Source organism: Ensifer sp. Root1252, from assembly GCF_001425885.1.
Taxonomy (GTDB): Bacteria; Pseudomonadota; Alphaproteobacteria; order Rhizobiales; family Rhizobiaceae; genus Ensifer; species Ensifer canadensis.
Genome location: NZ_LMDT01000045.1, coordinates 254,128 through 271,233, shown reverse-complemented (window position 1 = coordinate 271,233; position 17,106 = coordinate 254,128). Strand labels below are relative to the sequence as shown.

At 62.6% G+C, this 17,106-nt stretch carries 15 protein-coding genes; 11 read left to right on the top strand and 4 right to left on the bottom strand.

All coding sequences use genetic code 11. From position 1 onward, the window contains the following. Positions 1-89 precede the first annotated feature (89 nt). A complete protein-coding gene (locus ASD02_RS31610; RefSeq protein ID WP_025424868.1) occupies positions 90-1,058 on the top strand; it encodes a 2-hydroxyacid dehydrogenase in 969 nt (322 codons plus the stop codon). Positions 1,059-1,156: 98 nt separating this feature from the next. Here ASD02_RS31610 and ASD02_RS31605 read toward each other — a convergent pair whose 3' ends face one another. Continuing rightward, the gene (locus ASD02_RS31605; RefSeq protein ID WP_025424867.1) at positions 1,157-1,915 is read right to left on the bottom strand and encodes a gamma-glutamyl-gamma-aminobutyrate hydrolase family protein; all 759 of its coding nucleotides are present in this window, start codon (positions 1,913-1,915) and stop codon (positions 1,157-1,159) included. Positions 1,916-2,334: 419 nt separating this feature from the next. On the opposite strand from ASD02_RS31605, the gene ASD02_RS31600 reads away from it, so the two are divergent. The 6 genes from ASD02_RS31600 to ASD02_RS31575 all read left to right on the top strand — a co-directional run bounded on the left by ASD02_RS31600 (position 2,335) and on the right by ASD02_RS31575 (position 9,381). Further along, positions 2,335-4,644: an EAL domain-containing protein gene (locus ASD02_RS31600; protein WP_025424865.1), complete on the top strand. Its 2,310-nt coding sequence runs from the start codon at positions 2,335-2,337 to the stop codon at positions 4,642-4,644. Positions 4,645-4,925: 281 nt separating this feature from the next. Then, the gene (locus tag ASD02_RS31595; protein WP_234907904.1) at positions 4,926-5,648 is read left to right on the top strand and encodes a hypothetical protein; all 723 of its coding nucleotides are present in this window, start codon (positions 4,926-4,928) and stop codon (positions 5,646-5,648) included. 189 nt (positions 5,649-5,837) lie between these two features. Further along, a complete protein-coding gene (locus tag ASD02_RS31590) occupies positions 5,838-6,062 on the top strand; it encodes an aa3-type cytochrome c oxidase subunit IV (RefSeq protein WP_025424863.1) in 225 nt (74 codons plus the stop codon). 341 nt (positions 6,063-6,403) lie between these two features. Continuing rightward, positions 6,404-7,552 carry a Re/Si-specific NAD(P)(+) transhydrogenase subunit alpha gene (locus ASD02_RS31585; RefSeq protein ID WP_025424862.1) on the top strand — a complete coding sequence of 383 codons (1,149 nt, stop codon included), beginning with the start codon at positions 6,404-6,406 and terminating at the stop codon, positions 7,550-7,552. Then, a complete protein-coding gene (locus tag ASD02_RS31580) occupies positions 7,552-7,971 on the top strand; it encodes a proton-translocating transhydrogenase family protein (protein WP_025424861.1) in 420 nt (139 codons plus the stop codon). Before ASD02_RS31585 ends, ASD02_RS31580 begins: the two co-directional genes overlap by 1 nt. Positions 7,972-7,980: 9 nt before the next feature. Beyond that, entirely contained in the window at positions 7,981-9,381 is a 1,401-nt protein-coding gene (locus tag ASD02_RS31575) for an NAD(P)(+) transhydrogenase (Re/Si-specific) subunit beta (RefSeq protein ID WP_025424860.1), read from the top strand. A 153-nt stretch (positions 9,382-9,534) separates the two neighbouring features. Here the strand turns inward: ASD02_RS31575 and ASD02_RS31570 are convergent, their stop codons facing one another. The 3 genes from ASD02_RS31570 to rpsU form a co-directional block, all read right to left on the bottom strand. Then, positions 9,535-10,011, bottom strand: coding sequence for a DUF992 domain-containing protein (locus tag ASD02_RS31570; protein ID WP_025424859.1), 477 nt, complete (start codon positions 10,009-10,011; stop codon positions 9,535-9,537). A gap of 258 nt (positions 10,012-10,269) precedes the next feature. Further along, positions 10,270-11,154 (bottom strand): tetratricopeptide repeat protein, encoded by an 885-nt coding sequence (locus tag ASD02_RS31565; RefSeq protein ID WP_038575705.1) that lies wholly within the window; start codon positions 11,152-11,154, stop codon positions 10,270-10,272. 263 nt (positions 11,155-11,417) lie between these two features. Beyond that, positions 11,418-11,630: a 30S ribosomal protein S21 gene (rpsU, locus tag ASD02_RS31560; RefSeq protein WP_025424858.1), complete on the bottom strand. Its 213-nt coding sequence runs from the start codon at positions 11,628-11,630 to the stop codon at positions 11,418-11,420. A 337-nt stretch (positions 11,631-11,967) separates the two neighbouring features. Between rpsU and ASD02_RS31555 the strand changes: the two genes are divergently transcribed. Genes ASD02_RS31555 through ASD02_RS31540 form a run of 4 tightly spaced genes read left to right on the top strand, consistent with a single transcriptional unit; the run spans position 11,968 to position 17,093 of the window. Continuing rightward, positions 11,968-13,221 carry a sarcosine oxidase subunit beta family protein gene (locus ASD02_RS31555; RefSeq protein WP_025424857.1) on the top strand — a complete coding sequence of 418 codons (1,254 nt, stop codon included), beginning with the start codon at positions 11,968-11,970 and terminating at the stop codon, positions 13,219-13,221. 17 nt (positions 13,222-13,238) lie between these two features. Then, positions 13,239-13,559: a sarcosine oxidase subunit delta gene (locus ASD02_RS31550; RefSeq protein ID WP_025424856.1), complete on the top strand. Its 321-nt coding sequence runs from the start codon at positions 13,239-13,241 to the stop codon at positions 13,557-13,559. Continuing rightward, the gene (locus tag ASD02_RS31545; RefSeq protein ID WP_025424855.1) at positions 13,556-16,549 is read left to right on the top strand and encodes a sarcosine oxidase subunit alpha; all 2,994 of its coding nucleotides are present in this window, start codon (positions 13,556-13,558) and stop codon (positions 16,547-16,549) included. The genes ASD02_RS31550 and ASD02_RS31545 overlap by 4 nt, the downstream gene beginning before the upstream one ends. Continuing rightward, entirely contained in the window at positions 16,542-17,093 is a 552-nt protein-coding gene (locus tag ASD02_RS31540; RefSeq protein WP_025424854.1) for a sarcosine oxidase subunit gamma, read from the top strand. Before ASD02_RS31545 ends, ASD02_RS31540 begins: the two co-directional genes overlap by 8 nt. Positions 17,094-17,106 lie beyond the last annotated feature (13 nt).

Genomic DNA, 17,106 nt, shown 5'->3' with positions numbered 1-17,106 from the left:
TTGCGAAGGCGACATGCACAAAAGCAAGAACCTAAAGTGCGGCAAGCGAATCCTGGAGATCGCGACGCGCTTTAATACCAGGAGTGCCCATGTCCGCGAGCCTTCCCCGCATCCTCGTGCCCGGAAAAATCAACGAACAGGTGCTGCTGCGGTTGCCCGAGATGTTCGAGATCGTGCGGCTGGACCGTGCGGACCCTGACCTTGTGACGGCAGACATGGCCGATATCAGGGGTATCGCCGTCTCTGGCCGCGTTCCCGCCGGTCTGATGGATGCGCTGCCCGGTCTTGAGATCGTTGCCAATTTCGGTGTCGGTTATGACGGGGTCGACGTGAAACATGCCGCCTCCAAGGGCATCGTCGTCACCAACACGCCTGACGTTCTGAGCGAAGAGGTCGCCGATACCGCCATCGGCCTGCTCATCAACACGCTGCGCCTGCTGCCGCAGGCGGAACAGTGGCTGCGCCAGGGGCGTTGGGTGCGGGATGGCGCCTTTGCGCTTTCGCCCTTGTCATTGCGGGGTCGCACGGTCGGGCTTTACGGCCTCGGACGCATCGGGCTTGCCATTGCCAAGCGGCTCGAAGCCTTCGGCGTCTCGGTCGCCTACCATACGCGCAGCCCACGCGATGGGCTTGCCTATGCCTATCACCCGACGCTCGAACGGCTTGCCGCCGCCGTCGATACGCTTGTTGTCATTGTTCCGGGAACGGAGGCGACACGAAAGACGGTCAACGCCGCGGTGCTTTCGGCACTGGGAAGCAATGGCGTCCTGATCAATGTCGGGCGCGGCTCGACGGTTGACGAGGCAGTGCTGGTCTCAGCACTTCAGGCCGGTGTGATTGCGGGGGCGGGGCTCGACGTTTTCGACAACGAACCGCATGTGCCCGATGCGCTGCTGGGGTTGCCGAATGTTTCGCTGTTGCCGCATGTGGCGTCGGCTTCGGTTGTTACCCGCAACGCCATGGCGGATCTGGTGGTCGATAACCTCATGGCCTGGTTTTCGACCGGCAAGGCACTGACGCCAGTGCCGGAAACGCCGTTCACGCGCCGAGCCGGTTAAAGCGTTGCCGGTTCAGACGGAGGTGCAGAAACGCTCCATCTCTTTGTTTTTGCGCATTTGCTGATGGAAAACCGCTTCGCACTTTTCCTGGAAATGCCCTAGGCGGCCATGCGCCGCGCCGCGTAGGCGCGCACGGCATCGCCGAAAGCCCTGAACAGGCTCGCCGACGGTGCGTCCGTCCGCACCCAGTATTCCGGATGCCATTGCACGCCGACGGCGAACGCCTTGGCGCCAATCACCGAGACCGCCTCGATGGTGCCATCGTCGGCAACGGCTTCGACGGCGAGGCGCGGCGCCGTTGCGCCGATGGCCTGGCGATGCAGGGAATTGACGCGAACGCGACCGGCACCCAGCACCGGCGCAAGACAGCTGCCTTCCTTGACGATCACGTCCTGGCGGATGCCGTAGGCGACATCCAGCTCGGAAACGTCGGGCTTGCGGTGATCCCAGACACCCGGCTGCTCCTGGATTTCGCTTGCGAGCGTGCCACCGAGGGCAACGTTGAGCTCCTGGATGCCGCGGCAGATGGCAAACAGCGGAACGCCGCGCTCGAGCGCGCGCCGGATCAACGGCAGGCTGGTGGCATCGCGGCCAGGATCGAAGGGGCCGTCGGTGTCCTTGGCCTCGCGGCCGTAGAGCGAGGGATGAACGTTGGATCGGGCGCCGCTTGCCAGCACGCCGTCGACGCGATCGAGGATCTCGTCGATATCGTTGCCGGTCTCAAGCGCCGGAATGAGGAAGGGCATGACGCCGGCGCCTTCGACGGCGGCACGGACATACTGGTTGGCAACGACATGCCAAACATTGCCGTCGAATTCGCGGAAATCGCAGGGGATGGCAACGACAGGTTTCGACATCATCAGGCTCCGTATCTCGCTTTGCAAAGCCTTGCCGCCAGATGTGGCTGAAAGTCAACTGCGAAGCGCGCAGATGTGATGGTGATACCGGCCGCAACTAGGCTCGTATGTGCATGGCAGGAATTGATGCGTTTTCTTCAGCTTTGGGTAACCACATCCTGAGTGAATCGGTGGATATGATGTTTGCCAAGCAGAATTGCCTTAAATACAATGTCAGAAAGCAAAACGTGATTTTGTCTATGCATGGTTGTAGAAGGCATCCGCCGGCCGTTGGTTTCGCAATACTAGGTTGAGTTTGGGAAAAACTCCCATGGGGCACCGTTTGAATGTTGCAATACAAGGCTTGGAGGCGGTGTTTTCACGAAATCTTTCGTTAAATCATCGCCTCTAAAAATCCGGAAAACCGGAGCTATGGGTTCATGACGCGCAATGAACGGGGCGCTCTCCCGACGGATGTCTATCTGTCGTCCGTGAGCTCGCTCTACGAACATCGCAGGACTCTGCTGATCGGCATGCTTTCGCATGTCGTGACTTTCGTGCTCGTCTATTTCAAGACCACCGACCCGCTCTATCTCTTCTGCACGGCCGCCATCGTTGTGCTCTGGGGGCTGCGCAACCTCGACATGGCGCGCTTTGATCGCCAGGATTTCTCCAACGCCGACCGAGCGATGGTCCGGAAATGGGAGAATCGCTACATTCTCGGCGGCGTCAGCGTGACGCTCACCTGTGGTATTGCCTGCGGCTACGCGATCGCCGTCAGCCGGGATTCCTTCTCGGAACTGGCCTGCATCTCCGTCACGCTCGCGTCGATGATCTCGCTGGTCGGGCGAAACTACGGCTCCGAACGGGCGGTGCTGCTTCTGTCCTCGTCCGCCTGCCTGCCGATCGTGATCGGGCTGATCACGCTTCAGGATGGTTTCATGCTCATCCTGGCGGTTCTGATCCTGCCATTCATCTTTTCGACCTGGATGATGGCCAACAATGTGCGCGCGTTTCTCTACGAGAACGTGCTGGCCGCCCGAGAAATCGCAACGATCGCCGGCCAGTTCGACGCAGCACTCAACAACATGACGCACGGGCTGCTGATGCTCGACCGCGACAACCGGATCGTCGTTGCCAACGAGCGCGCCTGCGCGCTGCTGATGCTGGGCGACAAGGCCGACCTGAGGGATCGGCTGCTGGATGACGTCGTGCGCCGCGGCGTCCGGCGCATGTCGCTCAGTGTCGAAGAGACGCGCGCGATCTCGCGGCAGCTCGACCTTCTGATCAAGGGCAAGAAGACTCAGGTTCTGGTGCCGGTCACCGACAACCTCTTTCTCGAGTTTTCCGCTGGGCGACACGAGAACGGTGAGGTCGTGCTGATATTCGAGGACGTGACCGCACGCGTCCAGGCCGACAGACAGATCCTTCAGATGGTGCGCTTCGACACGCTGACCGGCTTGCCGAGCCGCGATTACTTCGCCGAACTTGCCCACAGCGCTGTGGCGCTCGAAGGCAAGGAGGACGTCGAGGTCGGGCTGATGGTGCTCGACGTTGCCGAGTTCAAGCATGTCAACGACATGCGCGGCCACATCGTCGGCGACAGGCTATTGCAGGCGATTGCCGGGCGGCTGAAGACACTGGTCGGCAATACGGCGATCGCCGCGCGCCTGATGGGCGACGAATTCGTCGTCTTCTTCCCCAACAGGATGCATCGGCCGGATCTCGAAGAGCAGATGCGCGCGGTTCACGCCGGGTTGCGCGGTGCCTATATGGCGAATGGCTTTACCTTCAACGTGACCATGAGCGCCGGCGTCGTTCTCGTGCCGAGCAGCGCCTTCCGGCTGGAAGAACTCCAGATCAAGGCCGATCTTGCGCTGTCGGAAACCAAGGCACGCAACAAGGGCGGCTGCACCGTATTCGAAGAAGAGATGGATGCCCGCTATCTCGACCGCCAGAAACTGAAGAGCGATCTGCGCGATGCGATCAATGCTGGTGCCCTGACGCTTTCCTACCAGCCGATGTTCACGCCGAACGGCGCGCGTCTCGAATGCTGCGAGGCTTTGGCGCGCTGGACGCATCCCGAGCGCGGCCCGGTACCGCCGAATGTCTTCATCCAGCTTGCCGAGGAACTGGGGCTCGTCACCGAGATCACCCGCTTCGTGCTGGAGCAGGCGTGCAAGGATTGCATGGGCTGGCCCGGCGAGGTTTCCGTTTCGGTCAATCTGTCGGTGCTCGACCTGCGCAGCAACGACATCGTCACGGTGGTGGCGGATACGCTGCGGGCCACCGGGCTCGATGCTTCGCGGCTGCATCTCGAAGTCACAGAGAGCTGCCTGATGGATGAGCCGGCCAAGGTGCAGGCCATTCTCGGCGAGCTGCGTGACAGCGGCATAACGATCGCCATCGACGATTTCGGCACAGGCTATTCCAGCCTCAGCTACCTGGATGCGCTGCCGGTCAACATCATCAAGATCGATCGCTCTTTCGTGCGCAACATCCGCGAGGACTCGCGCCGCTTCAAGCTGCTGCGCGGCACAGCCAACCTCGGTCGTGCTCTCGGCCTGAAGATCGTCGTCGAGGGTGTGGAGACGGCGGATCAATTGCAGCTGATCAACGACTACCACTGCGCCGATCTGATACAGGGTTTTGTGTTCGCGGCCCCGATGCCGGCGTCCGCCATCGCGGCCTTCTGCAAGAATGGTGTCCAGAAACCGGTCACCACGCCGTCAAGCAAGCGTATCGCCTGACAACTCGCCACGTCGCCCGTCATTTCCTCCGCGATCCGCGTCCTCCATCCTCTTCCTTGCTCCGCCGCTTGTCCAAGATGGTGAGGTGGCGGGCTTAACCAATCGTTAACCATAAAACTTTACGAAATATTAAGGTTAACAATAGGTTAATCGTAATGTGTGCCATTTTGTTGTTGCTGCTGTGCCGACCGTCAATAGGTTAACGATCTGTTAACCATGAGGGTCAGGAAATGGGTGAAGGTCTTCACCGGGCGGAGCCTGGGAGTTTTTCTGAGAAGCTGATGCTTCTTCTCGATCGCGTCGAATACCGGCGGGTCGAGACGGGCGAGGACATGGAGGATATCGCCCGGCTCCGCTACAAGGCCTACAAGGCCGTCAATCTGATGGAACTCACCGGCTCGACCTTGATCGACGATCTCGATTTCGACAGTCACGCCTATGTCTTCGGTATCTATCTCGACGAGAACCTGGTCAGCACGGTGCGTGTTCATCACGTGACGCCTGAGCACAGGGCGAGCACGTCTGGGCTGATCTTCGGGCCCGAGATCGACGTCTTTCTCGACGCGGGCATGGTGCTGGTCGACCCCGGCCGGTTGGCTGTCGACCCCGATGTCACCGGCGACGAGATGCGCGCGCTTCCCTACCTGACGCTGCGCCCGGTGGCGATGGCATGCGAATACTTCACCGCCGACCGGTGCCTGACCGCCTGCCGGCCGCGGCATGCGGCGTTCTACAAGCGCATTTTTGCGTCGGAGACCGTTGTCGCCAAGCGCGAGAACCTCGGCGTCTACAATGCCGACGGTGCGCTGCTGGTTGCGCAGGTGAGGGGGCAGCGGCCCTCGATCCTCGATCGCTATCCGATCTTCGATTCGGAGCCGTTCGAGCGTCGCCTGATGTTCGCGGGCCGACAGGAAGTGCCGTTCGCGCCTTTGACGATTCTGCCGACGGCGCGGATCGCACAGAACGGTTCCGGCCGTTCCTATCGCACATCCGTATTCCGCTAGAGACGCACGCGGCATATCGCCCCAGGTGACCGGGCGCAGCGGCGGGTTTTCGTTGCGCCCGGGCCTGGCATTGTGTATGGGCAGCTAAAGGGCTTCCGTGCGGTTTTCCGCCAAAGCCGTTTCGTGGATCAAGGTTGAAGGGCGGCGAGGGCCAAGGGTCGGGCCGCAGCATTCTGGGAGAATTGGACGATGGCTGAGCATCATTCTGGACCGGTCGAAATGGGCGCTCCGATGGATTATGCGGAACACGAGAAGACCTACAATTTCTTCCTCAGTGCAACGAAATACCTCACGCTGTTCTGCGTGGCTCTGCTGATCGCCATGGCTGCCGCCTTCTTCACCACGATGGGCTTCTTCAGCTCGCTGGTGCTGTTCATCCTTATCAACGTCGCTGGTTTCTTCTTCCTTCGTTAATCGGCACTACTGACACGACTTGCCAGGGACAGGCCGGGTGGAGGCTTGCCCTTGGCTGCCGGACTCAAGGTCCGGATTGAAGCCGCATGACATCGACCGGGAGCGTCGATGGTCTTGCTTCGGCTGATGAAAGTTCGCAGCGCCTTGAAGCGTTCGTTGGAGAACGCGCGGCGCTTATCCTCACTGCGTGAGGGGGAGAGTGGAGGACAGGCTGAGCCTGTCTCCAGGGGAATGTGTGCTTTGCACATGGGAGGGCGCCTGCTCGCATGAGCGGCCGCTTTGCAGTCGGACAGGATGCCCGCATTCCAGCCTTGGCTCGATTGCGGCCAGGGAGGGGACTTGTGAGCGAAATTGTCTTTATTGCCAAGGAAACGGATCCGAACGAGGGTCGCGTTGCGGCATCGCCGGATAGCGTGAAGAAACTGAAAGGGCTGGGCTTCGACGTCGTCGTCGAGACCGGCGCCGGGTTTCTGTCGCGTATTCCGGATACAGAATATGAGAAGGCTGGTGCCAGGATCGGTGCTGTTGCCGATGCGAAGACGGCGGATGTCGTCCTTCGGGTTCGCCGGCCGAACAGCGCCGAAATCGCCGGCTATAAGTCCGGCGCCATCGTCATCGCCATCATGGATCCCTACGGCAACGAGGATGCGGTCGCCGAAATGGCCAAGGCCGGCCTTAGCGCCTTTGCGATGGAGCTGATGCCGCGCATCACCCGCGCGCAGTCGATGGACGTGCTGTCGAGCCAGGCAAACCTTGCCGGCTACCAGGCGGTGATCGATGCGGCCTGCGAATATGACCGGGCGCTGCCGATGATGATGACGGCGGCCGGCACGGTTCCCGCGGCGAAGGTCTTCGTCATGGGTGCCGGCGTTGCCGGCTTGCAGGCAATCGCGACGGCCCGCCGTCTCGGCGCCATGGTTTCGGCGACCGACGTGCGTCCCGCCGCCAAGGAGCAGGTGGCCTCGCTCGGCGCCAAGTTCATCGCCGTCGAGGACGAGGAATTCAAGGCGGCCGAAACCGCCGGCGGCTACGCCAAGGAAATGTCCAAAGAGTATCAGGCGAAACAGGCGGCACTCGTCGCCGAGCACATCGCCAAGCAGGACATCGTCATCACCACGGCGCTGATCCCGGGCCGGCCGGCGCCGCGCCTCGTCACGCGCGAAATGTTGAAGGCGATGAAGCCTGGTTCCATTGCGGTCGACCTCGCTGTCGAGCGCGGCGGCAACGTCGAAGGCGCCGAGGCCGGCAGGGTCGCCGATGTCGAGGGCGTCAAGGTCATCGGCCACCTCAACGTGCCCGGTCGGATCGCCGCATCGGCTTCCGGTCTCTACGCCAAGAACCTCGTGACCTTCCTCGAGACCATGGTCTCCAAGGAAACGAAGGCGCTGGCGCTCAACATGGAGGACGAGCTCGTCAAGGCGACGGCGCTCACCCATGGCGGCGCCATCGTCAATGCGAATTTCGAGCCGAAGAAGAAGGGGGATCTTTGATGGCGAACGAAGCATTGGAAAAAGCGCTCGATGCGCTCGACAAGGCGGTTGCCGCTGTCCAGCAGGCAGCGCTGAACCTTCCCGATGCCGCGGAAGCTGCCGGCGCGCTCGCGCACGGCGCCACCGGCGGCGCAATTGATCCGTTCGTCTTCCGACTGGCGATCTTCGTCCTGTCGATTTTCGTCGGCTACTATGTCGTCTGGTCGGTGACGCCGGCCCTGCACACGCCGTTGATGGCGGTCACCAACGCGATCTCTTCGGTCATCGTCGTTGGTGCACTGCTCGCCGTCGGCATCTCGGCCTCCGGGCTTGCGACCGGTTTCGGTTTCATCGCGCTCGTGCTCGCCTCGGTCAACATCTTTGGCGGCTTCCTGGTCACCCAGCGCATGCTCGCCATGTACAAGAAAAAAGACAAGTGAGGCCGGCCGATGAACGCTAACTTCGCAGCCTTCCTCTATCTCGTCTCGGGCGTGCTCTTCATCACGGCGCTCCGCGGCCTGTCGCACCCGGCCACCAGCCGCAAGGGCAACACCTACGGCATGGTCGGCATGGGCATTGCCATCGTCACCACGCTGCTGCTGGCCAAGCCCACCTTCGGCGGCTTCCTCTTGATCGTGCTCGGCCTTGCCATCGGCGGCGGTGCCGGCGCGGTCATCGCCCGCCGCATCGCCATGACGTCGATGCCGCAGCTTGTCGCCGCCTTCCATTCGCTCGTCGGTCTGGCGGCGGTGATGGTCGCGGCCGCGGCGATGTATGCGCCCGAGAGCTTCGGCATCGGCACGCTCGGTGACATCCACGCCCAGGCGCTGGTCGAAATGTCGCTCGGTGTCGCCATCGGCGCGGTCACCTTTACCGGTTCGGTCATCGCCTTCCTCAAGCTCGACGGACGCATGTCCGGCAAGCCGATCCTGTTGACCGGCCGTCACTTCGTCAACGCTGGCCTGGCGATCGCGCTCGTCGTCCTGGTGATCATGCTGGTCTTCACCCAGAGCACGACCGTGTTCTGGCTGATCGTCGCCCTGTCGCTGGCGCTCGGCGTGCTGATCATCATCCCGATCGGCGGCGCCGACATGCCGGTGGTCGTCTCGATGCTCAACTCCTATTCGGGTTGGGCCGCGGCCGGCATCGGCTTCACGCTCGGCAACCTGGCGCTGATCATCACCGGCGCGCTCGTCGGCTCGTCGGGTGCGATCCTGTCCTATATCATGTGCAAGGGCATGAACCGCTCGTTCATCTCGGTCATCCTCGGCGGCTTCGGCGGCGAGGCGGCGGCAGCCGCTGTTGACGATGGCGTCCAGCGCACCGTCAAGCAGGGCGCGGCCGACGACGCGGCATTCCTGATGGCCAATGCCTCCAAGGTGATCATCGTCCCGGGCTACGGCATGGCCGTCGCCCAGGCGCAGCATGCGCTGCGTGAACTCGGTGATCAGCTGAAGGCGGCGGGCGTCGACGTGAAATACGCCATCCATCCGGTTGCCGGCCGCATGCCCGGTCATATGAACGTGCTGCTCGCGGAAGCAAACGTGCCCTATGACGAGGTGTTCGAGCTCGAAGACATCAACTCGGAATTCGCCCAGGCGGATGTCGCCTATGTCATCGGCGCCAACGACGTGACCAACCCGGCAGCCCGCGACGACCCGTCGTCGCCGATCTACGGCATGCCGATCCTCGACGTCGACAAGGCCAAGACCTGCCTGTTCGTCAAGCGCTCGCTCGGCTCCGGTTACGCCGGCATCGACAACACGCTGTTCTACAAGGACGGCACCATGATGCTGCTCGGCGACGCCAAGAAGGTGACGGAAGACATCGTCAAGGCCATGAACCACTGAGGTTCCTTGCCATTCGGGTGAGCGACACAAAGGCGTCTATCCGTTGGGTCAAATGTTGGAAAAGAAAACGCCCGCCACATGGCGGGCGTTTTCGTTTGATGCGTCGAACTGCCGGCGAAGGTCGTCTTGCCGACTTTTCGTCATCTCGCCTTATCAGCTAGCCGGGGCGAGCGTCAGTTCGTCGACGCCGATCGCGATGTTCAGTCCTTCCTGGACCTGCACGTTAACTGGCTGCAGCATGAAGGCCTTGTTGGTACCGCCGCCGATCACCTTGGCGCCGCCGCCAACGGCAAGGCTCGCGTCGGCGCCGATGCCGTAATATTCACCGGCAAGCGCGTATTTGGTGATCGGAGTACCTGTCTTGGCCAGGACATCCCAGACCATCGTGCTCTTGCCGGTCTTGCCGATGTCGATGCCGATCTTGCGAATGGTGCCGGCATAGCTTGCGGCCGGCGCGCCGTTGGCGGGCCTGAAGGTGCACAGCAGGTTCTTTGTCGAGGTCAGAATCTGCCCCGTGCCGCCGTCGGAGCCGCAGACAAGGCGGCCGAGCGCGACATAATTCTGCGCTGCGGACGGGCCGGCGCAAAGGGCTGCCAGGGCCAGTGTCGCGATGAAGGTTTTCTTGATCATTGGCTCAGTCTCCGTTTTTCGTTCCTGGGCAAACGGATGGTGGCCGGGAAGGTTCCGTTCGTCATTGGAGGAGCAAATGGCTAATTCCTTAAATCGACATCGATTTATGGACAAAATTACGCAGCAGGTTCAGGGCGTTACGGCGTCCTTTACGCGTCATGCCGGACGCGCGGCGCAACGACGTGACGAAAAAACGAAAACGGCCGCGAACCGGTCGCGGGCGTTGAAACGGGAGAAGTGCTTTTCTCTCCTAAGAGGCTAAGCGGCTTTCACGCGGGCGAGACCTGCGCGCGCCGGCTCGTATTTCGGGTCGAGCTGCAGTGCGTGCGAGTAGGACTTCGCTGCCTTGGCCTTGTCGCCCTTGCGCTCGTAGACCAGCGCCTGGTTTGCCCAGGATTCGGCAACCTTGCCGTCGAGCGTGATCGCGGTGTTGAAGTCGGAGAAGGCATTGTCGTCATCGCCCTGGGCGACGTAGGAGATGCCGCGGCCGTTATAGGGCTCCGGCGAGCTCGGCGACAGCGAGATCGCCGTCGAGAAGTCTTCGATCGCCTGGCCGTGCTGGTTGCGGGCCTGGTAGATCAGGCCGCGATTGTGGTAGGCGCGCGGGTCGGTGGTGTCGAGCTGGATCGCCTTGTTGAAATCGTTGAAGGCGGAATCGAGCTGGCCGGCCTGGCGATAGAGATTGCCGCGGCCGATATAGGCGACGTCGTAGTTGGGGTTCAGCTGCAGCGCCATGTTGTAGTCGGCAAGTGCGGCCTGGGTGTTGCCCATGTTGCGGTGAACGAGCGCGCGGTTGGCATATGCCTGGTAGAAGCGCGGGTTGAGCTGGATCGCCTGATCGAAATCGGCCAGGGCGCGGCGGTATTCGCCTGCACGGCCATAGGCGGAGCCGCGGACGTTATAGCCCTCGGGGTCGCTCGGGTTGGAGGCGATCACGCTCGACAGCGATGCGATATTTCCCTGGGAGCCCTGTTCGCGCTCGACCTTGGCCATCGATTCCGGCCCTTCGGTCTGGCATGCCGACAGAAGCAGAGCCGATCCGAGGAGGAACAGGGCCGCAAGCTTCGGCTTGCGCTGGTGGCGGCGGCGCGCCTCTTGGGTGGTGAAACCGGCGACGTCCGCAGTCATGGCAGCAAGTGTCAAAGGTCGATCCCTCAATGCGACTAGGTCCGAAAGCCAACGGCTTCCCGTTCAAGGAGGCCGGCGAATTTCGCGGGGCCCCACAGCCGAGGCTACCAGGGCCTGCGGCAAACCGTCCGGCGTCAAGCGCCGCGACCGGCTACCGTTGCCGGCTGCATTGTCACGCTAGCCCGACGACGGAAAAGATGTCCATACCAAAAGAAAGGCGGCGGCGATATTTCGCCCCCGCCACGACTTAGATCGAAAAGTGTCGAAAAATCGACAAATTAACGGGCCACGAGGCCTTCGCGCTGTGCACGCTTGCGCGCCAGCTTGCGAACGCGGCGAACGGCTTCAGCCTTTTCGCGGGCGCGCTTCTGGGACGGCTTTTCGTAGAAATCACGCATCTTCATTTCGCGGAAAATGCCTTCGCGCTGCATCTTCTTCTTGAGAGCGCGGAGCGCCTGGTCAACATTGTTATCGCGGACAAGTACCTGCACGTGAAATCCCGTTCCTTTGGTTGTTTCGAGTTGTTGCCTCACGTCAGGTGTCGGAGGCAAAAAAAGCTACGTTCGCTGAGCCGAAAGCTCGACGATTGAAGGTGCGGATACCAGATCGTCAGCGGAAAGTCCAGCGAGGACATGAGGCTGTGCTGAAAAATCCGCAATGACGCCACGCTATGTGTATCATCGCGCCGCAGATGGTGTGATGCAGCGATGTCGCAACTCCGCGCAAGTCCGCCCGTTTGCGTCGCAAAAGAAACGTTGCGCAGGCGTCGGATTTGCGATTTCTAACGCCAACGAGAATGATCACCGGGGTTCATGGAGTAACAGGCGGATGCGCAAATATTCAGTTTTTGCCGTGGCGCGCGAGGCTTTGCGCGGCCACAAGGGATGGGGTCCGCAATGGGCCTCGCCCGAGCCCCGCAAGGACTATGATGTGATCATCATTGGCGGTGGTGGCCATGGGCTGGGCGCTGCCTACTATCTTGCCAAGGAGCATGGCATCACCAATGTCGCGGTGCTCGAAAAGGGTTGGATCGGCGGCGGCAACACCGGCCGCAACACGACGATCATCCGGTCCAACTATCTCTATGAAGAGAGCATGGACATCTACGAGCATTCGCTGAAGCTCTGGGAAAACCTGTCGCAGGACCTCAACTACAACGTCATGTATTCGCCGCGCGGCGTCATGATGCTCTCGCACAACATCCACGACCAGCAGTCGTTCAAGCGCCATATCAACGCCAACCGCCTCTATGGCATCGACAATGAGTGGCTGACGCCGGAACAGGCCAAGGCCTACTGCCCGCCGCTCGATATCGCCAAGAACGCCCGCTACCCGATCAACGGCGCAGCGCTGCAGCGTCGCGGCGGTACGGCTCGGCATGACGCGGTTGCCTGGGGCTATGCCCGCGGCGCGTCCGACCGTGGCGTGCACATCATCCAGAATTGCGAAGTGACCGGCATCCGCCGTGACGAGAACGGCCGGGTGACCGGCGTCGACACCAGTCGCGGTTTCATCGGCGCCAAGAAGATCGGCGTTTCTGCCGCCGGCCACTCGTCGGTGCTGATGGAAATGGCCGACGTGCGCGTGCCGCTGCAGAGCCAGCCGCTGCAGGCGCTGGTCTCCGAGCCGCTGAAGCCGATGTTCCCCTGCGTCGTCATGTCGAACTCGGTGCATGCCTATATCTCGCAGTCCGACAAGGGCGAGCTCGTCATCGGCGCCGGCACCGACCAGTACAATTCCTACTCCCAGACGGGCGGCCTGCAGATCATCACCCATACGCTGGATGCGATCTGTGAACTCTTCCCGATGTTCCGCCGCGTCAAGATGATGCGGCAGTGGGGCGGCATCGTCGACGTGACACAGGACCGTTCGCCGATCCAGGGTGTCACCCCGGTTCCGGGCCTGTTCCTCAATGCCGGCTGGGGTACGGGTGGCTTCAAGGCGACGCCGGGTTCGGCCAACCTCTTTGCGCACCTCATTGCGAGGGGCGAGCCGCATCGGCTGGCTGCCGGGCTGACGCTCGACCGTTTCCGCACCGGCCGACTGATCGACGAGGCGGCAGCTGCCGCCGTTGCGCACTGATTGCCAAGGATTTCGAGATGCTTTTGATCTATTGCCCCTATTGCGAAGAAGAGCGCTCCGAGCTCGAATTCCGCAATGCCGGTGACGCCCACATCGTCCGCCCTGCCAACATTGCCGAGATCAGCGACGAGGAGTTCGAGGAATTCTTCTTCCTCCGGCAGAACCCCAAGGGCCTGATCTTCGAACGCTGGCGCCATATCCACGGCTGCGGCCGCTTCTTCAATGCCGCGCGCGATACGGTCAGCGACCGGTTCTACACCACCTACAAGGCGGGCGAACCAAAGCCCGATGTTGCCGCCATTCTGAACAGCGAGCAGGACAAGGGAGCGGCACGATGAGCGGCACCAACCGTATTGCAGGTGCCGGCCGTCTGACGCCGGCGCGTACCGCCCGCTTCACCTTCGACGGACGCACGCTGACGGCGCTCGAAGGCGATACCGTCGCCTCGGCATTGCTTGCCAACGGCATCCATCTCGTCGGCCGCTCGTTCAAGTATCACCGTCCGCGCGGCATTCTTTCCGCCGGAGCCGAGGAGCCGAACGCGCTGCTCGATATTTCGCGCGATGCGGCCCGCCGCCAGCCGAACGTGCGCGCGACGGTGCAGGAAGTCTTCGATGGCATGAAGGTGGAATCGCAGAACCGCTGGCCGTCGCTCGCCTTCGACGTCGGCGGGTTCAACGACCTGCTGTCGCCGTTCTTTGCCGCCGGCTTCTACTATAAGACCTTCATGTGGCCGAAGGCTGCCTGGCACGCGATCTACGAACCCTTCATCCGCCGTGCGGCCGGTCTCGGCGTCGCGCCGACGGAAGCCGACCCGGACCATTATGCCAGTCGCTATGCCCATTGCGACGTGCTGGTGATCGGCGCCGGTGCTGCCGGCCTCTCCGCAGCGCTTGCAGCAGCCAAGGCCGGTGCCAAGGTGATCGTCTGCGACGAGCAGCCGGAAGTCGGTGGCGCGCTGCGCTATGAAGGCGGCACGACGATCGACGGCAAGGACGGCTGGGACTGGGCGCAGGCGACAGCCAGGGCGCTTGCCGCGATGGACAACGTCACGGTGCTCACGCGCACCACCGGCTTTGGCTACTACAACCACAATTTCGTCGGCCTCGTCGAAAGGGTGACGGACCATCTGTCCGTGCTCGACAAGGCATTGCCGCGCGAGCGCCTCTGGCAGGTGCGGGCGAAGAAGGTGATCCTCGCCAACGGCTCGATCGAACGCCACATGGTGTTTGCCAACAACGACCGCCCGGGCATCATGCTCGCTTCGGCCGGACGTACCTATCTCAACCATTACGGCGTTGCCGTCGGCTCCAAGGTCGGCGTCTACACCGCGCATGATTCCGCCTATGAGGCGGCCTTCGATCTCAAGCGCGCCGGCGTTGCCGTTCCTGCCATCGTCGACTGCCGCGACAATCCCGGCGAAGCGGTGCTTGCGGAAGCCCGTCGCCTCGGTATCGAGGTGCTGACCGGCCACTTCGTCGTCAATGCCGGCGGCAAGCTGCGCGTCTCCTCGATCAGCGTTGCCCGCAATGGCGGCGGGTCGGCGCGCAAGATCGCGGTCGATGCGCTGCTGGTTTCATCCGGCTGGACGCCGTCGGTGCACCTGTTCTCGCAGTCACGCGGCAAGGTGAAGTTCGATGCGGCAACGCAGCGCTTCCTGCCGGGCACCTATCTGCAGGATTGCCTGTCGATCGGCGCCTGCAACGGCACCGACGACCTGCAGGCAACGATCGACGAGGCGTTGGCAGCCGGCGAACTGACCGCACGCGCGGCAGGCGCCGAAGGTGGCGCCCAGGTGACGCTCCACGGCGACAATGCCTTCAGCTGGACCGGCGGCATGATCGGCGCTGCCGAAGGGGCCGGACCCGACACCACCGTCAAGGCCTTCATCGACTTCCAGCATGATGTCTGCGCCAAGGATATCCGGCTTGCGGTGCGCGAAGGCATGCATTCGATCGAGCATATCAAGCGCTTCACCACCAACGGCATGGCGTCAGACCAGGGCAAGCTGTCCAACATGCATGGCCTTGCCATTGCCGCCGAAGCGCTTGGCAAGGACATTCCGCAGGTGGGTCTGACGACCTTCCGCCAGCCCTACACGCCGGTAACCTTCGGCACGATCGTCAACCATTCGCGTGGAAGCCTGTTCGATCCTGCCCGCAAGACGCCTGTTCATGCCTGGGAAGAGGCGCATGGCGCCGAGTTCGAGGATGTCGGCAACTGGAAACGTGCCTGGTTCTACCCGAAGGCGGGCGAGAGCATGCATGAGGCGGTCGCGCGCGAATGCAAGACAGTACGCGAGGTCGCCGGCCTGTTCGACGCCTCGACGCTCGGCAAGATCGAGGTGGTCGGCCCGGATGCGGCCCAGTTCCTCAACCTGATGTACACCAACGCCTGGGACACGCTGAAGCCCGGCCGCTGCCGCTACGGCATCATGCTGCGCGACGACGGCTTCGTTTATGACGACGGCGTGGTCGGCAGGCTTGCCGAGGACCGCTTCCACGTGACGACCACCACCGGCGGTGCGCCGCGGGTGATGCACCATATGGAAGACTACCTGCAGACGGAGTTCCCGCACTTGAAGGTCTGGCTGACGTCGACGACGGAACAATGGGCCGTTATCGCCGTGCAGGGTCCGAAGGCGCGCGAGATCATCGCTCCGCTCGTCGAAGGCATCGATCTTTCCAACGAGGCTTTCCCGCATATGAGCGTGACCGAGGGCAAGATCTGCGGCGTGCCGACCCGGCTGTTCCGCATGTCGTTTACCGGCGAGCTCGGCTTCGAAGTCAACGTGCCGGCCGATTATGGCCAGGCGGTCTGGGAAGCGATCTGGGAGCGGGCCGAACCCATGGGCGCCTGCGCCTACGGCACCGAGACCATGCACGTGCTGCGCGCCGAGAAAGGCTACATCATCGTCGGCCAGGATACCGACGGGACGCTGACGCCCGACGATGCTGCCCTGTCCTGGGCAGTCTCGAAGAAGAAGGCCGATTTTGTCGGCATCCGCGGTCTCAAGCGCCCTGACCTCGTCAAGGATGGTCGTAAGCAGCTGGTCGGGCTCCTGACCAAGGATCCGAAGGTGGTGCTGGAGGAGGGCGCACAGATCGTCGCCGATCCGAACCAGCCGAAGCCGATGACGATGCTTGGCCATGTGACGTCGTCCTACTGGTCGGAAAATTGCGGCCGTTCGATCGCGCTCGCCGTCGTTGCTGGTGGCCGCGCACGCCTCGGTCAGACGCTGTACGTGCCGATGGCCGACAGGACGATCGCCGTCGAGGTGAGCGACATGGTGTTCTTTGACAAGGAAGGGGGTCGCCTCCATGGCTGATCTGGCAACTGCAACCCGCAAGGCTGCTCTTACTGCCCGCGGCGGTTTCGCCGAGGTGGTCCTGACGCCGGCACCCGCCGCTTCGCGCCTGTCGCTGCGCGCCGGTGCCGATGCGCTCTCCGGTCTTTCGGCGGCACTCGGCGTGACCTTGCCGGCACGGCCGAAGACCTCGGCTTTGAGCGGCAAACGCCATGCGCTCTGGCTCGGGCCGGACGAGTGGCTGGTGATCGACGAGAGCGAAGGTGACCTGATGGCCGCGGCCGCATCGAGCGGCACGCTGCACTCGGCGGTCGATGTCTCCCATCGCAACGTCGCCGTCATCGTCAGCGGTCCGGGCGCCGAAGTCGCGATCAACAGCGGCTGCCCGCAGGACCTGTCGCTGCCGATCTTCCCGGTAGGCGCCTGCTCGCGCACCATCCTCGGAAAGGTCGAGATCGTATTGCTGCGCCTCGCCGAGGACACGTTCCGCGTCGAATGCTGGCGGTCGTTTTCCCCCTATGTCTTCGGCATGCTGTCCGAAGGAGCGGCGGACGCTGGCCACTAAAGCTTTTCCAGGA

What these genes read in the sequence shown, in the direction of transcription:
- ASD02_RS31610 (WP_025424868.1), top strand. Translation starts at nt 90, where the DNA reads ATGTCCGCGAGCCTTCCCCGCATCCTCGTGCCCGGAAAAATCAACGAA.
- ASD02_RS31605 (WP_025424867.1), bottom strand. Translation starts at nt 1,915, where the DNA reads ATGTCGAAACCTGTCGTTGCCATCCCCTGCGATTTCCGCGAATTCGAC.
- ASD02_RS31600 (WP_025424865.1), top strand. Translation starts at nt 2,335, where the DNA reads ATGACGCGCAATGAACGGGGCGCTCTCCCGACGGATGTCTATCTGTCG.
- ASD02_RS31595 (WP_234907904.1), top strand. Translation starts at nt 4,926, where the DNA reads ATGCTTCTTCTCGATCGCGTCGAATACCGGCGGGTCGAGACGGGCGAG.
- ASD02_RS31590 (WP_025424863.1), top strand. Translation starts at nt 5,838, where the DNA reads ATGGCTGAGCATCATTCTGGACCGGTCGAAATGGGCGCTCCGATGGAT.
- ASD02_RS31580 (WP_025424861.1), top strand. Translation starts at nt 7,552, where the DNA reads ATGGCGAACGAAGCATTGGAAAAAGCGCTCGATGCGCTCGACAAGGCG.
- ASD02_RS31575 (WP_025424860.1), top strand. Translation starts at nt 7,981, where the DNA reads ATGAACGCTAACTTCGCAGCCTTCCTCTATCTCGTCTCGGGCGTGCTC.
- ASD02_RS31570 (WP_025424859.1), bottom strand. Translation starts at nt 10,011, where the DNA reads ATGATCAAGAAAACCTTCATCGCGACACTGGCCCTGGCAGCCCTTTGC.
- ASD02_RS31555 (WP_025424857.1), top strand. Translation starts at nt 11,968, where the DNA reads ATGCGCAAATATTCAGTTTTTGCCGTGGCGCGCGAGGCTTTGCGCGGC.
- ASD02_RS31550 (WP_025424856.1), top strand. Translation starts at nt 13,239, where the DNA reads ATGCTTTTGATCTATTGCCCCTATTGCGAAGAAGAGCGCTCCGAGCTC.
- ASD02_RS31545 (WP_025424855.1), top strand. Translation starts at nt 13,556, where the DNA reads ATGAGCGGCACCAACCGTATTGCAGGTGCCGGCCGTCTGACGCCGGCG.
- ASD02_RS31540 (WP_025424854.1), top strand. Translation starts at nt 16,542, where the DNA reads ATGGCTGATCTGGCAACTGCAACCCGCAAGGCTGCTCTTACTGCCCGC.